12 protein-coding genes and 1 tRNA gene are annotated in these 16,109 nt (G+C 39.4%); 4 read left to right on the forward strand and 9 right to left on the reverse strand.

What is annotated here, in order from left to right; translation table 11 throughout:
* The first annotated feature begins 81 nt into the window (after positions 1 to 81).
* The gene (locus tag LY11_RS11310; protein ID WP_111633808.1) at positions 82 to 771 is read left to right on the forward strand and encodes a ferredoxin reductase domain-containing protein; all 690 of its coding nucleotides are present in this window, start codon (positions 82 to 84) and stop codon (positions 769 to 771) included.
* Positions 772 to 849: 78 nt separating this feature from the next.
* Here the strand turns inward: LY11_RS11310 and LY11_RS11315 are convergent.
* Both LY11_RS11315 and LY11_RS11320 read right to left on the reverse strand, forming a co-directional pair.
* Positions 850 to 923 (reverse strand) — tRNA-Arg (locus LY11_RS11315).
* Between the two features lie 182 nt (positions 924 to 1,105).
* On the reverse strand, positions 1,106 to 1,474 hold the full coding sequence (locus tag LY11_RS11320; RefSeq protein ID WP_111633894.1) for a YccF domain-containing protein: 369 nt from the start codon (positions 1,472 to 1,474) through the stop codon (positions 1,106 to 1,108).
* A 133-nt stretch (positions 1,475 to 1,607) separates the two neighbouring features.
* On the opposite strand from LY11_RS11320, the gene LY11_RS11325 reads away from it, so the two are divergent.
* Positions 1,608 to 2,201, forward strand: coding sequence for a phospholipid scramblase-related protein (locus LY11_RS11325; protein WP_111633809.1), 594 nt, complete (start codon positions 1,608 to 1,610; stop codon positions 2,199 to 2,201).
* A 9-nt stretch (positions 2,202 to 2,210) separates the two neighbouring features.
* On the opposite strand, the gene LY11_RS11330 is transcribed toward LY11_RS11325, so the two are convergent.
* The 7 genes from LY11_RS11330 to LY11_RS11360 form a co-directional block, all read right to left on the reverse strand.
* Positions 2,211 to 3,641 carry a hypothetical protein gene (locus LY11_RS11330; RefSeq protein ID WP_111633810.1) on the reverse strand — a complete coding sequence of 477 codons (1,431 nt, stop codon included), beginning with the start codon at positions 3,639 to 3,641 and terminating at the stop codon, positions 2,211 to 2,213.
* Between the two features lie 62 nt (positions 3,642 to 3,703).
* The gene (locus tag LY11_RS11335) at positions 3,704 to 5,044 is read right to left on the reverse strand and encodes a TIGR00341 family protein (RefSeq protein WP_111633811.1); all 1,341 of its coding nucleotides are present in this window, start codon (positions 5,042 to 5,044) and stop codon (positions 3,704 to 3,706) included.
* Positions 5,045 to 5,116: 72 nt separating this feature from the next.
* Positions 5,117 to 6,997: a sensor histidine kinase gene (locus LY11_RS11340; protein ID WP_111633812.1), complete on the reverse strand. Its 1,881-nt coding sequence runs from the start codon at positions 6,995 to 6,997 to the stop codon at positions 5,117 to 5,119.
* Positions 6,998 to 7,090: 93 nt separating this feature from the next.
* On the reverse strand, positions 7,091 to 7,297 hold the full coding sequence (locus LY11_RS11345) for a YdeI/OmpD-associated family protein (protein ID WP_111633813.1): 207 nt from the start codon (positions 7,295 to 7,297) through the stop codon (positions 7,091 to 7,093).
* Positions 7,298 to 7,331: 34 nt separating this feature from the next.
* On the reverse strand, positions 7,332 to 7,844 hold the full coding sequence (locus LY11_RS11350) for a hypothetical protein (RefSeq protein ID WP_111633814.1): 513 nt from the start codon (positions 7,842 to 7,844) through the stop codon (positions 7,332 to 7,334).
* Positions 7,820 to 10,384 (reverse strand): excinuclease ABC subunit UvrA, encoded by a 2,565-nt coding sequence (uvrA, locus tag LY11_RS11355; RefSeq protein WP_111633815.1) that lies wholly within the window; start codon positions 10,382 to 10,384, stop codon positions 7,820 to 7,822. The genes LY11_RS11350 and uvrA overlap by 25 nt, the downstream gene beginning before the upstream one ends.
* Before the next feature lie 123 nt (positions 10,385 to 10,507).
* The gene (locus tag LY11_RS11360) at positions 10,508 to 12,940 is read right to left on the reverse strand and encodes an outer membrane beta-barrel protein (protein ID WP_111633816.1); all 2,433 of its coding nucleotides are present in this window, start codon (positions 12,938 to 12,940) and stop codon (positions 10,508 to 10,510) included.
* A gap of 462 nt (positions 12,941 to 13,402) precedes the next feature.
* Between LY11_RS11360 and LY11_RS11365 the strand changes: the two genes are divergently transcribed.
* On the forward strand, positions 13,403 to 15,253 hold the full coding sequence (locus LY11_RS11365; RefSeq protein WP_111633817.1) for a glycoside hydrolase family 30 beta sandwich domain-containing protein: 1,851 nt from the start codon (positions 13,403 to 13,405) through the stop codon (positions 15,251 to 15,253).
* Between the two features lie 36 nt (positions 15,254 to 15,289).
* Positions 15,290 to 16,105 carry a glycoside hydrolase family 16 protein gene (locus tag LY11_RS11370; RefSeq protein ID WP_211321532.1) on the forward strand — a complete coding sequence of 272 codons (816 nt, stop codon included), beginning with the start codon at positions 15,290 to 15,292 and terminating at the stop codon, positions 16,103 to 16,105.
* Positions 16,106 to 16,109: the final 4 nt, after the last annotated feature.

Raw genomic sequence — 16,109 nt, forward strand, 5'->3', positions numbered from 1 at the left:
TTTTGTATGGTTATTTAGAACGGATCTACTTAGTGTTCCTTTGCTAAATAAGCATACAAAGTATTTTGATGAATTACGAAGATGAACATATTAAAGAAGGTAGCCTTTGACCTGTATAAAAGGACAATGGCCAAACAAGCAAAAGTTATAAGTATAAAAATTTGGGAGCCTGGGAAGATGTATGAGGTTGATATACATATTCCTGATGTGGATGTTAGCCGGTGGGATCAGGTTCAGCACATGAAATGCCAGGTAGCTGAATATATTTATCGGGACTACACCCCCGCTAACTGGAATGCTGCTGAGCGGACTTGTACTTTATATATCGAAGTGGGGCACGATGGTCCTGGAAGCAGGTGGACAAGAAATTTAGAGGTTGGTGATATTTTTTCATTTGGTGTCGCCAATGTTGGCAAAAAGCCAAGTGGGTCAGGCAGATTTCTTTGCCTCACAGATGGTAGCGGTCTTGGCCATTACCTGGCATTAAGACAGTTGTCTTCAGCCTCAAATTCCTCAGATGCTGTTGTTTTCCTGCATCATAAGTATAAATTGCCAGCGAGTTCTCTTCCCGCGAATATTGATTTTTTGAGTTGTGAGGATGGAGATTTTCAGGATGAGATATTAGAGTGGTGCTGGTCAAAAAGACTAGATAGTTATGAATTTATCTATATGATCGGCCAGGTTCCAAAGGTCGCTACCTTACGTAAAGCATTGAAGTCAAGTGATCTTTTGTATGCTAAAAAGCTTTATGCTATTGGTTTTTGGTCTTGATTAAGTTTTAAAGGGTAATCATTTTTTATTTTAGAATGAAAAAAGGGACAACATAATAAATTACGTTGTCCCTTCTTGTACACCCAATAGGATTCGAACCTATGACCTACGGTTTAGAAAACCGTTGCTCTATCCAGCTGAGCTATGGATGCGTTCCTGTTAAGGGTCGCAAGGATAGGAGAAAAAATCAGAAATCGCAAATATGAATTATAGTTTTCTTAACAAAGAAACCTAACTCCTTTGCAATCAGGCAGAATAATTTTACTGATTTCTGCTGCGCTCCTGCTTATCTTTGATCCTATCTTTTATCGGGATTAATATTATTCTGAAGCTATTAACTGATCGACTTTCCGAAAGGTGAAAATGCCAGGTTCATTAATTTAAAATGTTGTCTTCCGAAAGGAATACCTACAACGGTAATACACAAAAGTATTCCGAAGAATAAATGGGTAAGTGCAATCCATATACCGCCGCAAAAGAACCATAATATATTCATCACGGTGGACAGGCAGCCTGTATTGGAAGAGGTAACTGTGATCTTAACACCGAATGGTGCCAATCCGACAATCGCAAATTTAAAACATTGAAGTCCGAATGGGATGCCTATAATAGTAAGGCAAAGAAGCAGCCCTCCTATCATATATTCAAAGAAGATAAATATTCCGCCAAAAACGATCCATATTATATTGCCTAAAAAGTTCATACTGTATGTTTTATATTTGTAATTAAGATAAATAATTATTGATTTTGTTACAAATTGTGTGATAATTATTGTCATCAGTTATAAACTTCCAATTATTTGATAGAAATTAGCCGCTTATTATTAATGCAGATTTATGAGTAAAACTAATTTCTTTAACGGTCACGATTATTTTATTGATGAAAAAGTACATTTTTTCAAGTTCGCGAACGTTTATAATATCTTCAATGAAACTGGTGAAAACATTGGTGCAGTCAGACAAACTTTATCTTTTGGACAAAAAGTGCTGACACTTTTAATCGGTAAACCGGCTTTACCTTTTAAGCTGGAAATTGTAAACAATGATGATGAAGTACAAGCTACAATATCCAGAGGCTGGACTTTTTTCATGTCAAAAATAATAGTGAGTGATCCTGATGGAAATGAGCTCGCTTCTATTCAGCAGAAGTTTAAATTATTTAAACCAACTTTCAGGATTTTAGATAATGCAGGTCAGCTAATTGCTGAAATTAAAGGAGATTGGAAAGCCTGGGCATTCCAGATTAAAGATAGTAATGAAACTGAAATCGGTACGATCAGCAAAAAATGGGCTGGTGCAATGCGGGAAATCTTTACGAAAGCCGATAAATACAACGTACACATTGATCCCAATTATACGGAAAGCAAACATAAGGTGGCAATATTATCCGCAGCAATTACTATTGATATGGTATTAAAGAATCAAAAATAGGCGCTCAGCCTATTTTTGATAATATTCATAATTAAACTTCATCATTTCTTTTCCTGGAACAGTCTCCAATACCGTTTGTTTGCCATCTTCAGAGAGTTTTTGCCCGACGGTTACACACCTCGATGGCAGACCATTTTCCAGTTTAAAAATTACCCGTTGTCTGTTTGGCCCAACCGTCTTTTCTGAAACCAGAAGCCCTACTGCATTCAATGCGTAAGTTTCTATCAAAGTATCATTTCTTCCAGTACTTTCGTTAAAGAATTCACTTTCTATATTTACTGGTAACTCCCATTTCGTTTTGCTGGCATAAGCAAGCACAGGCTCTGCCCCTTCAGGATTTGCTGTAGTTGATAAAAACCCAAGTACATCTTCATGAAGCTCCTTAAGCTGAGCAACGAGTCTAACTCCTTTATTGGTTTCATTAACTATACTTTTATTATAAATGATCAAATCTTTGCTGATAGGATTAACCTCAGCAATTAAATAGGTTTTGGTCTTGAAAAGTATTTCACCCGCCAGCAGATATTGATCAATTCTTTGGTCATTGAGGACTAAAACCGTATCCCCTGAATAATGAAATTCCAATTGCGGCTGTATTGCAGTACTCACCATTTTGAATGGCGCACCATCCTTGTAACTTAAAGAGACGTTATTACGCGTTGTCCGATAATTTGTCCATTGTCCCTGCGCATTAAACTCAATCTCTTCATCCTTGAAGTTGCTATGGGGAATGCTGATATTTACTTTTTTAACTCCCTTAAAATCGAAAAATTGCATGGGCAGAAAACGATCTGTATAAGCTAATTCAAAGGATAGATTTGTAGCCTGTACAGCCGTTGCCTTTGTAGGTTTAAAAATTGTTTTGTAGCGCGCTACCTGAGCAGAATCCTGTTCATATTTCACAACATAAGCTGAACGGAATTTTTCTTTACGCTGCGCAGCAATTATTTCAGTGAACTTGTGCATGTTATGACTAGTCAGAAGCTTGTCTTTTGACTTACCACTCCAATATATAAGCCCCTCGTGCTGCTCGTTTAAATTTAATAGATTTACGGATTCAATAGTATTGTCTTGTTTTTTGATATAAGCCGGACGGTATACATAGCTATAATTGAACTGATTTTCAGGATAATGCTTTTTAAGTTCATCCCATTCTCGTTTTGCATATGGTGAACTAGTCATTTGATAACGCAGATTCTCGTCAGCGTTTAAATCAGCCTCTTTAAGTTGCATCACTCTGTATACTTCGTCTGCCAGGGAATAAAATCTGCGGATATTATATAATAGAATTGTCGGTTTACCCGCTTTTAAGACTATTGTATCACAGCTTGTACAAATACGGTTGCCTTGTTCATCAATTTTTATTTTGGCTTCCTGAGCACTGGTTCCACTCGTAAACAATATCATTGCCGCCCCTGCTAATAAACTCTTCCTGATCATTAATTCTTATTTGATATTCCCACCTTTATATAATGTATTCGCTTTGATAAGATTTGAAGGATTTATCTAATGATAACCTGAACAGAATCGACCTGCAGCCTGCTCTTTAACCATTTCCTTAATTTGATTTGTTCTGCAGCGCTTGTCTTTTTGGTAAAGCTGGCCACTATGATAGTTAAAGTATCATTAGCTGCCACATCCAGTTTGTGCAGCACAACATTTGATAATGCGTAACTTTTCATATCCGGATAAAGTGCCTTTAATTCCTGATCTATAACAGGTAAAGGTTTATCCAGCAAAGAGATACTGCTATTTTGAGTAACAGAATCCTTTTTAAAAACATCTTCCAGGATACTGGCTTTGATTTGAGAAAAATCAATTTCCTGTTTAGCATTCAGACCTTGCCGGATCTGAAGTTTAGTGTTTTTCAGTTTATACTTAACCAGCAGATTACCAATAGAGTCAATGGCTTTTTGAGGCAATTCATAACCAATAAGCAATAACTCAATCTCATTCCCTTTGGTACTGTATTTGAAATTCTTATTCACTACCTGGGTATTCTTAAACTGAAATTGTTCATTGACGAATTTCTGAGCGTTGTTCTCAAAAATACTTTTATCGACTATGCCGTAAGCGAGGTAGATACTTGGAACAACCGCTACAATGACAGTTATCAAAATATAACGGGAAACCTTCTTTTCATAGTTTTTGTCTTCGAAATACTTCTTCTTAAACTTCAAAAAACGAACAATAAGGAATGTGCTGATACAAATGAACACGCTATTGATAAAGAACAGATAAATTGCGCCCATAAAAAAGTATAGATTACCTGTCGCAAGACCAAAACCTGCCGTACACAATGGAGGCATTAGTGCTGTTGCAATGGCTACACCTGGAATAACATTACTTTTTTCTTTTCTGGTTCCGGCAACTATACCTGCCAGGCCGCCAAAAAAGGCTATAAATACATCCCATATGGAAGGAGTTGTCCGGGCTAGTAATTCACTTTGCGCATCATGCAATGGGGTAATATAAAAATAGACGGCAGAAGTGACGATACTAATTAAAGTAGCTATTAAAAGGTTCCTTACGCCCTTTTTTACCAGTTCAAAATCATTGGTCCCAATACCCAGCCCTATCCCCATAATAGGGCCCATTAACGGGGAAATTAGCATCGCACCAATAATGACTGCCGTTGAGTTGACATTCAAACCAATAGAAGCAATAAAAATAGCAAAAATAAGTGTCCACAGATTTGCACCTACAAAATCTGAATTCTTTTTAATGGAGAGCACAACATCATCTTCGTCTGCTTTATCCAAATGAAGATTAAACCTTTTGTGTATAGAAAGTTTAATGATCCGGAATAGTTTATTCTCCTGTTTTTGAGTAGGTTCTGCCAATGGATGTATGGTAAATAAGATGAAAAACGCCCTATAATCCCTAATATAAGCATTTAATAACGTTATTTAAGTTTAACCTAAATCTTTTGGTAATCCCGACAGATAAAAAGTAGTTCCATCCCCTATTTTACTCGTTGCCCATATTTTTACGCCCATCATCAGCGCCATTTCGTAAGAAATGCTTAAAGCAAGGCCTGCACCCTGGTCGTTTGTATTTTCCCAGTCACTTGCATTTGATTTAAAAAGATGGTCTACTTTATCCTGGCTCATTCCTGCTCCCTGATCTTTGATGGCAATCACAATATGCTGCTCTTTCAAATAGGAAGAGATTTGAATAACTCCTGCTTCTGGTGAATATTTAGTCGCATTGTTCAGCACATTCCGAATGATAAAAAGTAACATATGCCGATGTGCAAGCACTTCAGTTTGCGGTGGTATATCTACAACCAGTTTGATGTTTTTCTTGGCCTGTGCTATTTTAAAGAAGGAATTTGCTTCGGGAATAAGCTCCTTCAAAAGAAGCTGCTCAGGCTGGTATTTAAAGCCGCTTTTCTGAGATTTAATCCATTCCAGTAATCCGTCCATAAAGGAAAGACTTTTTTGTGAGGTTTCACTCAGCTCAGCCATGAGCTCCAGCTTTTCTTCTTCAGTCAACAAATCAACATCAGTATTAAAAACACTCGAAAGCATCACGATCGTACTGAAAGGCTGCCTTATATCATGTGCAATCACAGAGATCAGCATCGTGTTAAAATGGTTGGTCTGCTGTAATTCCGTGTTTTGTTTTAAGGCAATTTCGTGTAACTCGTGCTGCACTTTTCCATATTGCCTTTTAATCCTCAGCGAGCGATAAATTAAAAATAACATGGTTATGCTTAAAGCAAACAAACAACCCAGCAGCGCGATTATTTTAAGATTTGAGTTTTCCTTCAGCTTAAGCTGTTTATTCTCATTTTCATTCAATGCAAAGTTCATATAATTATAGCCGGACTTGTTGGTCACCTTACTGATAATATCGCGCTTGGCCAATAAAAGCGACATATAAAAATAGGCGCTGTCCATCTGGTTATGTGATTTGTAAAAGTCATACAATCGCTCTGCACACATCAGATAAAGATCTGGATAACCGTATTTTCTGGAAGTGTCCAGTCCTTTTTTATAATAGTCAAGACCGATCCCTGTATTTTCAGAGTCCAGGAAAGTATCACCCAGGCCAATATAAGCGTCTACTTTTGTGTTTTGAAGTCCTAAACTATCTGCTTTATGCAGTATTTTGGTCTGTATAGCAATTCCTTTTTGTTTTTCTCCGGCATTATAAAGCTGTAACCCGCGCTCTCCTTCATAAAACAAGAGTAATCTTTCATCTTTATATTTTTGTGCAATTGTCAATCCTTCCTTAAAGAACTGCGCCAGTTTTTTCTGACTAAGATTCTGGTCTACAGATATGATATTGCTGATAATCAGCGAGCGGATAGAATCGTGTTTTAGCGCCTTACTTTTATCATAAGCCATATAAATATAACGCAGCGCCGCTTTCTCATCTTTGTCCACAGCCATCAGCAAACCAATATTCATGAGTACCTCGCAAACATTTTCCTGATCATTGATCGATTTATAGATCCGGAGCGCCTCATTGAAATATTTTGCAGACAGGTAGTTATTGACTGAAACATTGGATATGGCCTCACAGTTCGAAGCATCTGCTATACCTTTATTATAACCGAGCCGTACGGCTATCTCCTTAGCCTTTTGCGCATAAAACTTACAGGAATCACGATAATTCATATGAGACAGCATAGCTATCCGGTTCAGTGCGTCTACATATTTTACACTATCCTTAATTAACGGAAGACTTGATTCAAGCCTGTTAATTTCATGGGTTTGTGCAAATACATGGGTAGAGCTGACTAAGGAAATACTAAGCAGAGCTAGGAAAACGAAACATTTAAACATAAGATAGATAGTGGATAGCTCGATAAAAAAAACCACTCACTCCTCGAGGGATCAAATATCCGGCCATGTTTAAAATCAGGTGTTTATCTGAAATTAATGATTAGCTTTTATATTTCTTTCTGCAAGCTCAACGGTATGTACTATTCTTTTTTCTCTTGTTTCTGTTTTTTTTGCATTGAGTATCCATTCCAGGATGATTCTTTTAGAAGATGCTGAAAATGACTGGAAGTTTTTATAAGCCGTTTCCTTCTGATCAAATAGTTTTTGCAAATCTGCAGGTATCATATTGTTAGTTTCCATTTTGATTTATTGGGATTCTATTCGTTTTTAAAAATTACAGCACTACTCCTTCTTGTATAGGTATTTTATTGCGCTGGATGAAAGCGTGAAAGACAGGATCGAATTTCAACAGCTGATCTTCACAGTTTTTGTCTACCGACATGTTTATACCAGAGAAATCAGAATCATCATTAAAAGTAAAATGATAAGACAGATGCTGTATCTTGACAAAAGCAATTGCAGCTGCAGGGTATCTTTTAATAAGCTTTTTACTTTCAATACTGGTAATCGTTAGATAATCATGGTATAAACTTAAAAGTCCATAATGTGCAAACCTTCTTAAGAGTACCCAGGCAATAACTACCCACGGAATTACCATGACTATCATTATCGTAACAATTGATATTTGAGCAAGGTTTATCCCGATCAGCTCTTCTATCTGATTTTGGTATTCAAAAGATAAGATCAAGGTAGCAACAAATCCGATAAATAAAAATATGCCTGCAAACAGCGCTTTACCCATCGGTAGCGGCAATCTCATCCTTATTGTGGCATCGGGCTTTTCCATGTTTGTTCAGGGTTAAGAAATTTATTCAAATAAGGTGCAGTACGGCTGGTTTTCGATTTCCCTACCAGTGCCGGAGGGCCGCAAGCGACCACCATCCCTCCTTTTTCACCCGCTTCAGGGCCAATATCAATCACCCAATCGCTTGCTGCAATCACGTGCATATCATGTTCTACCACAATAACCGTGTTTCCTTGCGCTACAAGCTTATCCAATTGTACCATTAATTTTTCTACATCGGATGGATGCAGTCCCGTAGTCGGTTCATCCAGGATATAAAGTGTATTGCCATGCTGAACACGCTGGAGTTCAGTAGCAAGTTTAATGCGCTGTGCCTCACCGCCAGAAAGTTCTGTTGCCGGCTGCCCCAATTTCAAATAACCCAGACCAACCTGCCTCACTACGTCCAATGCGCGGAATACTTGCGGTTCTGCACTAAAAAATGCGCAGGCATCCTCTACAGTCATGGCTAATACATCAGCAATATTCTTCTCTTTATATTTTATTTTCAGTGTTTCAGGATTATACCTCGTCCCCTTACAAGTTGGGCAAGGTGCATATACGCTGGGTAAAAACAGCAATTCGACCATCACAAATCCTTCTCCCTCACAATGTGGACAGCGGCCTTTAACTACATTGAATGAAAAACGTCCGGCATCATAACGGCGGCTTCTGGCCATTTCAGTCGCGGCAAAAAGCTTCCTGACCTGATCAAATAAGCCAGTATAAGTAGCCAGGTTTGACCTTGGTGTTCTGCCAATAGGTTTCTGATCTACACGTACCAGGCGTTTAATTGCGTCCATTCCTTCCGTAATTTTTCCGTCTTTGGTCAATACTTTAGTCTCCAGTAATTCAGTTTCGTCTTCCGAAGCGGTAATGAGATCTGCCTGCTGACCCAACTGCTCAGCTACCAGCTCAACCAGCGCCTGGCTTACTAAACTGCTTTTTCCAGAACCAGAAATCCCTGTTACACTGGTAAACACACCTAGTGGAAAAGAAACAGCTAAGTTATTCAGATTGTTACGGGTAACGTTCTCTAAGCGAAGCCATGCTTGAGGTATTCTCGTTTCCTTAGGAAGGATACGCTGATCTCCAAAAATGTAATTCCTGGTCTGGGAATCTTCCACTTCACGAAGTCCTTCGGGAGGGCCGCTATACAATATATGCCCTCCTTTTTCTCCCGCATAAGGCCCTACATCTACAATCCAGTCGGCATGACGAATCACATCAACCTCGTGTTCTACCACAAAAAGTGAGTTTCCTGAATCCTTTAACCTATCCAATGCCCGAAGTAACGCTTCCGTATCTGCAGGATGTAACCCTGCTGAAGGTTCATCTAAAACATAAACAACGCCGAAAAGATTGGAACGCACCTGTGTCGCTAACCTTAGCCGCTGTAACTCTCCAGGTGAAAGTGTAGGTGTACTTCTTTCCAGATTCAGGTAACCAAGTCCCAGATCCAGCATCACACTGATACGGGCAACTAAATCCTGAGCAATCCGCTGTCTGACCATCCCTTTTTCAGGATGCTCCTTTTCTGCTTTAGTTAAAGGCGAGGTTTTTTCTTCCGCATAAGGACTGAAAATCTCATTTAAGCGGGAAAGTGTGACTCTGGACATTGCTGCAATATCCAGACCAGCGAATTTCACTGACAGAGATTCCTGGCGTAAACGCTTACCGTGACATAACGGGCACTCTCCGCTCAGCATATACTTTGATACTCTCTTTTTCATCAGCTGACTCTGCGTATTGGCAAAAGTATGGAGTACATATTTTTTAGCACCCGTGAAAGTTCCCATATAACTGGGCTCCAGTTTATTTTTAAGTGCTTCTTTAACTTGTCCCGGATTAAATCCGGCATAAACAGGTACAACCGGTTTTTCTTCTGTAAAAAGTATCCAATCCCGTTCTTTTTGAGGAAGATCACGCCAGGGAATATCTACGTCATAACCCAATGTAGTCAGGATGTCTCTGAAATTCTGACCTAACCAGGCAGCGGGCCATGCTGCAATAGCACGTTCCCGGATCGTCAGGGAATCATCGGGAACCATTGATTTCTCTGTAACCTCATAAACTCTGCCTAAACCGTGACACTCCGGACAAGCTCCTTCAGGTGTATTGGAAGAAAATGCTTCTGCATAAATAATAGACTGGCCCTTTGGATAGTCTCCGGCGCGGGAGTACAGCATCCTCAGTAAATTGGACAAAGTGGTCACGCTCCCTACAGAAGAGCGTGTAGTGCCAGATCCGCGCTGTTGTTGTAAAGCAATTGCAGGAGGTAAACCCTCTATTTCATCCACTTCAGGAATAGCCATCTGGTTAAACAACCTTCGGGCATAAGGAGATACCGATTCCAGATAACGGCGCTGTGCTTCAGCATATAAGGTTCCGAAAGCAAGCGAAGACTTGCCAGAACCAGAAACCCCCGTGAATACAACCAGTGCATCACGGGGGATTTCAAGATCTATATTTTTGAGATTATGTTCGCGAGCTCCGCGTACTTTAACGAAGCCTGTAAATGTTTGTTCTTTCTTCTTTGCCATTCGATTATTCCATACAATCCTGCCCTGATCAGTCCATAATGAACTTTTACTGCGTGAGGCAATTTATAGATTGTCTTTTACAGAACAACAGCCAAGCCAGAGAATTGATTTAATTTATAGCAATTAACTTCCCGAAGTACTGCTTTTCTTTACATCACTGTTATCAATACCGCGCTGATTCTTTTTAATAGCATCCTTTAATTTTCCGAAACGCCAGTTTAAGCTCACATTGAAGGAACGGTTATAATTCTGTGAACGATAGTTTTGTGTAAAATTAGCGCCCTGGGTAAAGTTGGTATAGTATCTGAATTTCGAAAAGACATTATTCACGCCTGCAGATAGTGTGAGTTTATCTTTGATGATTTCTTTACTTCCGCTAAATGAAGAGAAGAAAAAGGAACTGGTCTGCCCTTGTAATTGTATTTCCGGGGCTTCAAAGGTTGCACTTGCATTCGCTTTCCATCCGTGTTCAAATTTATAGCCGGTATTGATGTATGCGCGTCCTGTTATCCCCTCATTTTTAGTTAGCTGCCCATCAATAGCACCCTGAATCCAGATATACCCAAGATTTCCATTCATGGAAACGTTCCATTTTGGCGTAATCGGGTAATTAATGTTCAGATTGGTACTCAGCGCTTTATCTTTACCTATATTAAAAAATGTAGATCTGGTAATCTTATCCTCTTCATTATAGACAGCGACGTTCTGAATTGTGTTGTTTGCAAATCGATAGCTTAATCCTAAGTTTATTGATCCCTTTTTAAATTTACTGTAGGTTAGTTCAAAGTTATTACTCAGTACAGCTTTCAGATCAGGATTACCAGTCGTCCAGAAATTAGGATTAGAACGATCTACAAATGGGTTTAAATTATCAATACCTGGTCTTTCAATTCTTTGCGTATAGCCAAAATTCAGACTGCTCATATCTTTAAATTTGCGGTTAACCGATAAAGTAGGGATCAGATTGAAGTAATTCGTATTTACATTAGAACCCGCACTGATAAAGTCAGCTTTTACAAAGGTGCCCTCAGCACGTATCCCTGCTTTAAAACCCCACTCTTTCAGGTTATAGGCATAAGAATTATAAGCGCCAATCACATCCTGGTCGTTGTTAAATCTGTTGGTACGTCCAGGATCAGTTTGAAATTCTCCGGTAGCATCGTTCATACTCTCGTATTCAAAATTACTTTTGTTTGTTCTTAAAATCCCTTTAACACCGCCTTCCACGGTAATGCTTTTCAAAGGATGTATATAGTCCACTTGTAAGGTTTGCTCCTTGGTCCGGCTATTATTTTTCTGGTTGAAGTCAGGATCTGTAAAATTAACTCTGTCCAGGAAAGTCAGGTGATTTTCCTGAGGATTTCCTGAGTTGCCGTTTTTATAAGAAAAAGTCAGCAGACGATCTTTATGGCCTTTAAAACCTAATTGGTAATTCAAGGTTGCGTCAAAACCATTCCATCCGAACCTGTTTCTGCCCATTTGGTTGTAAGCCGTATTTTGAGTACCATCGGTTAAACTGAATACTTGTGTCGTATAAGATTTATTATAACCGCCGTAAGGGTTCAGTTCTAAAGTGACTAAGTTTAAAGTATCAATTTCATAGCTTAATTCTACACCCCCATAGCGGTAATTGTTATCAAATTTACGTGTACCATTACTCATTAATGTGGTCGGTGAATCTCCGGTAGTTGTTCTGTTTGTAGAAGATTCTGTTTGTGGTGAACTGTAAAAGCCTGTTCCTCCAAAAGCTGTCATTCCAAACTTTCCTTGCTTAACAGTTACGAAACCTCCCATACCCGGCCCGCCAACAGGCCCCTGGTAACGCAGGTTTAAACTCCCGTTATAACCGTTATCAATTTTCTTTGAAGTAATGATATTGATAATACCAGATAAACCTTCACTATCATATTTTGCAGGCGGCGTAGTAATGACCTCAATTCTAAGGATAGAAGAAGCTGGCATACTGCGCAATACATCCTTAGGACTTCTGGCTACCATCGTAGAAGGTTTGCCATTAATCAGTATTTTATAATTACCGCTGCCTTTTAATTTGATGTTATCATCCGCATCTAATGATAATAAGGGTACTTTACGCATCATGTCCAGGACAGTAAGTCCTTTACTTTCAGGATCTGCCTGAATATCATAGCTAATCCGGTCGATCTCCTGTTTGATCAAAGGACGATCTGCAGTAACTGTTACTTCTTTTAAATTATTGGATTGGGAAACCATCTGGATACTTCCTAAATCGGCAGCCCCGCTGGTCAGCGTTACTGAAACATTTTTAGCATTATAGCCAATTGCGATTGCGGTTACGGTGTATTTACCCGGAGCAATTTTCTCAAAGCTAAAGTTCCCTGAAGCATTGACAACCATAGTTTTAATCACAGCATTATCTCTTTTAAGCGCTATGGTCATAAAATCTATCGGTTTGTTCGTGGCGGAATCAATTACCGAACCTTTAATAGTGCCTGTTGGAGATTGCGCAGCAACAGGAAAAGTAAAAAAAATGGAGAGGCAGAATAAAAATAACAGGGTCGCGTAGTTCTTGGTCATTTGGTTTTTAGGTTGGTAATTTGATCATAAGACGCAGGCACCTTTCAATTGTTGCACAGGTTGTGTAATAAACTTGTTTCGAAGCAAATTTTATTCTACAGGAGAATTTTAAGTTAAATATTAAAATATAATAAGCTTTTCATGATAAATAAATAATGATTTAACTGATAATTTAATTTTACTAAAAGGTTTAAATATTTTTCATAGTGTAAAATAAACGCAATTACAGAGAATGTTTAAAACCTCATTTCCATAAAGTCAAAGAAATTATATTTAATAATAAATACAGTTTATACACTAATAAGCTCATTTTTTATGAAATATTAAATTAATTAGCAAAATGTTATAAAATAATCCATTATATTGTAACTACATTTTATCCGGATCACCTCTTTTCTCTCTCAGTCGAGTCACATTTACGGGCGTTTACTAAACCTAAAACCAAATATTATCATCTACCCTATGAACAAAAACATGTCTTTATTAGGCTGTGCACTGCTATGCTGTGCCGTCTTGTTTTCCTGTAAAAAGGACCTCTCTTCCGCCGGAGCAGCGGCAGCACCAACTATTGTCCGTGCGAATGAATCTGTCAGTGTATGGGTAACTACCACCGACAAAAGTAAATTACTCCAAACACAAGCGAATGTAACCTTTGGGCCAGATGCAGGGACTAATCCATCGACTATCAATATCGATGAAGGCACCTCTTTCCAGGGAATAGATGGTTTTGGCTATACGCTGACCGGAGCAAGTGCCTCTTTAATCAACGCACTTGGCGCAGGACAGAAAAACACCCTGCTTCAGGAATTATTTGCAACAACCGGATCAAACATCGGTATCAGCTATTTAAGGATCTCGATTGGTGCATCCGATTTAAGTGCCCAGCCTTTTACTTACAATGACCTTCCGGCTGGTCAGACAGACAATAACCTGAATAACTTTAGCATCAGCCGCGAAATGACCGACCTGGTTCCGGTACTAAAAAGTATTCTGGCTATCAATCCGAATATCAAAATACTGGGTTCTCCCTGGACTGCCCCTATCTGGATGAAAACAAACGGCGCTTATGTGAATGGAAGTTTGAAACCAGAATATTATGATGCTTACGCAAGATATTTGGTTAAATACATTAAAGCGATGCGCGATCAGGGAATTACAATTGATGCAATTACCCCGCAAAATGAACCTTTAAATCCTTATAACAATCCAAGTATGGTAATGCAGGCTGTGGATCAGGCTAATTTCATCAAGAACAATCTGGGGCCACAATTCAGCGCAAATCAGATCAAGACTAAAATTATTGCTTACGATCATAATACCGACCGTACTGATTATCCGCTGGCAGTGCTTAACGATGCTGCAGCAAATGCTTACGTAGACGGTTCTGCTTTTCATTTATACAGCGGAAATATCGCTGCACTAACTGACGTACATAACGCTTATCCGAATAAAAACATTTATTTCACAGAGCAATGGGTTGGCGGGCCAAGTAATTTTGCCGGAGACTTGCAATGGCATGTGAATACGCTGATTATTGGTGCTACAAGAAACTGGAGCCGTAATGTACTGGAATGGAACCTTGCTGCCGATCAAAATTACGGGCCGCATACCCAAGGCGGCTGCAGTACTTGTGAAGGCGCATTAACAGTGAACGGAAGTAATGTGACCAGAAATGTATCTTATTATATTATCGCACACGCTTCTAAATTTGTAAGACCTGGTGCAGTCAGGATCGGTTCTAATATTGCAGGCAGCATTCAGAACGTGGCTTTTAAAAATACGGATGGCACTAAAGTTCTGATTGCTTCCAACAGCGGATCTTCAAGCAATACCTTCAAAGTTAAATGGGGTGCACAATCTTTCACTTATACGCTTCCTGCAGGCGCAGTGGCCACCTTTAAATGGTCTGGCGCTTCAACAGGGAATCCAAATACTGCTCCAATTGGTCAGGTGATCAGTCTAAAAGGCTTTAATAACCAGTACGTGAGTGGCGAGAACGGCGTGAAAGCCATGTGGTGTAACAGAGCGGCCCCGGGTGACTGGGAAAAATTCACAATTGTAGATGCCGGTGGTGGTAAAATTGCCCTGATGTCTATGAACAAATATGTTTCTTCCGAAAATGGTGCGGCTTCAGTGACCTGCAGCAGAGCGACCATCAGTGAATGGGAGAAATTCGACTGGGTGGTCAATGCAGATGGGAAAATCTCTTTCCGTGGCAATAATGGCTTGTACCTGTCTTCAGAAAATGGAGCAAACGAAATGACCTGCACCAGGGCAACTATCTCCGGATGGGAGGCCTTTAGTTTGAATTAATCAAATCCTTAATAACCAAATCTAATCCTATCACCTATGAAAACAATTAATTTAATGCTGTGCCTGATTGCAGGTGCACAACTGTTAAGCTCTTGTAAAAAAGATGTGAACGCATCCTCAGGAGATTCCGCTGCCAATACTGACGCTCGCGCAGTAAGCTATCAGCTGTTATGGTCTGATGATTTTGATGGAAATTCAGTAAACCAGGCCAACTGGAGCTTTGAAACTGGCGCTGGCGGCTGGGGAAACAATGAAAAACAATACTACCAACCAGACAATGCGACTGTAACGGGCGGAAACCTGATTATTACCGCGAAAAAACAAAGTGTTGGCGGTGCGCCTTATACTTCTGCGCGAATGATCACCAGAGGAAAAAAGGAATACACTTACGGCAGGTTTGAGGCTAGAATCAAGTTGCCCCAGGGACAAGGACAATGGCCTGCATTCTGGATGCTTGGCGCTAATATCGGTAGCGTAGGATGGCCAAAATGTGGAGAGATCGACATTATGGAAAATGTAAATACCTCTTCAGAAGTATTAGGCACGATGCACTGGTTTGACCAGGCTTATGCTTTTTATGGCGGCCATACCAACACCAATCCTCAGGATTACCATGTTTACCGTGTAGACTGGACTCCTACTGCGATTACCTGGTATGTAGATAACGTACAGTTTCATGTCGGTAATATTACCAACAGTATCAATGGTACTGATGAGTTTCACCGTCCGTTTTTCTTGTTGTTAAACATGGCTGTTGGAGGTAATCTTCCGGGACAAACTATTGATGAGAGCAGATTACCTGCAAAAATGTATGTAGATTACGTGAAAGTGTACAAAATTGTAGGTTCATAATTTT

The sequence above is a fragment of the Pedobacter cryoconitis genome (genome assembly GCF_003259615.1).
Lineage (GTDB): Bacteria > Bacteroidota > Bacteroidia > Sphingobacteriales > Sphingobacteriaceae > Pedobacter > Pedobacter cryoconitis.

Bases quoted from the DNA above. Each gene is read 5' to 3' on its own strand.
- LY11_RS11320 (WP_111633894.1), bottom strand. From the start codon at position 1,474: ATGAACTTTTTAGGCAATATAATATGGATCGTTTTTGGCGGAATATTT.
- LY11_RS11350 (WP_111633814.1), bottom strand. From the start codon at position 7,844: ATGGAAAAGCCCGATGCCACAATAAGGATGAGATTGCCGCTACCGATG.
- LY11_RS11360 (WP_111633816.1), bottom strand. From the start codon at position 12,940: ATGACCAAGAACTACGCGACCCTGTTATTTTTATTCTGCCTCTCCATT.
- LY11_RS11330 (WP_111633810.1), bottom strand. From the start codon at position 3,641: ATGATCAGGAAGAGTTTATTAGCAGGGGCGGCAATGATATTGTTTACG.
- LY11_RS11325 (WP_111633809.1), top strand. From the start codon at position 1,608: ATGAGTAAAACTAATTTCTTTAACGGTCACGATTATTTTATTGATGAA.
- LY11_RS11365 (WP_111633817.1), top strand. From the start codon at position 13,403: ATGAACAAAAACATGTCTTTATTAGGCTGTGCACTGCTATGCTGTGCC.
- LY11_RS11345 (WP_111633813.1), bottom strand. From the start codon at position 7,297: ATGGAAACTAACAATATGATACCTGCAGATTTGCAAAAACTATTTGAT.
- LY11_RS11340 (WP_111633812.1), bottom strand. From the start codon at position 6,997: ATGTTTAAATGTTTCGTTTTCCTAGCTCTGCTTAGTATTTCCTTAGTC.
- LY11_RS11370 (WP_211321532.1), top strand. From the start codon at position 15,290: ATGAAAACAATTAATTTAATGCTGTGCCTGATTGCAGGTGCACAACTG.
- LY11_RS11310 (WP_111633808.1), top strand. From the start codon at position 82: ATGAACATATTAAAGAAGGTAGCCTTTGACCTGTATAAAAGGACAATG.
- uvrA (WP_111633815.1), bottom strand. From the start codon at position 10,384: ATGGCAAAGAAGAAAGAACAAACATTTACAGGCTTCGTTAAAGTACGC.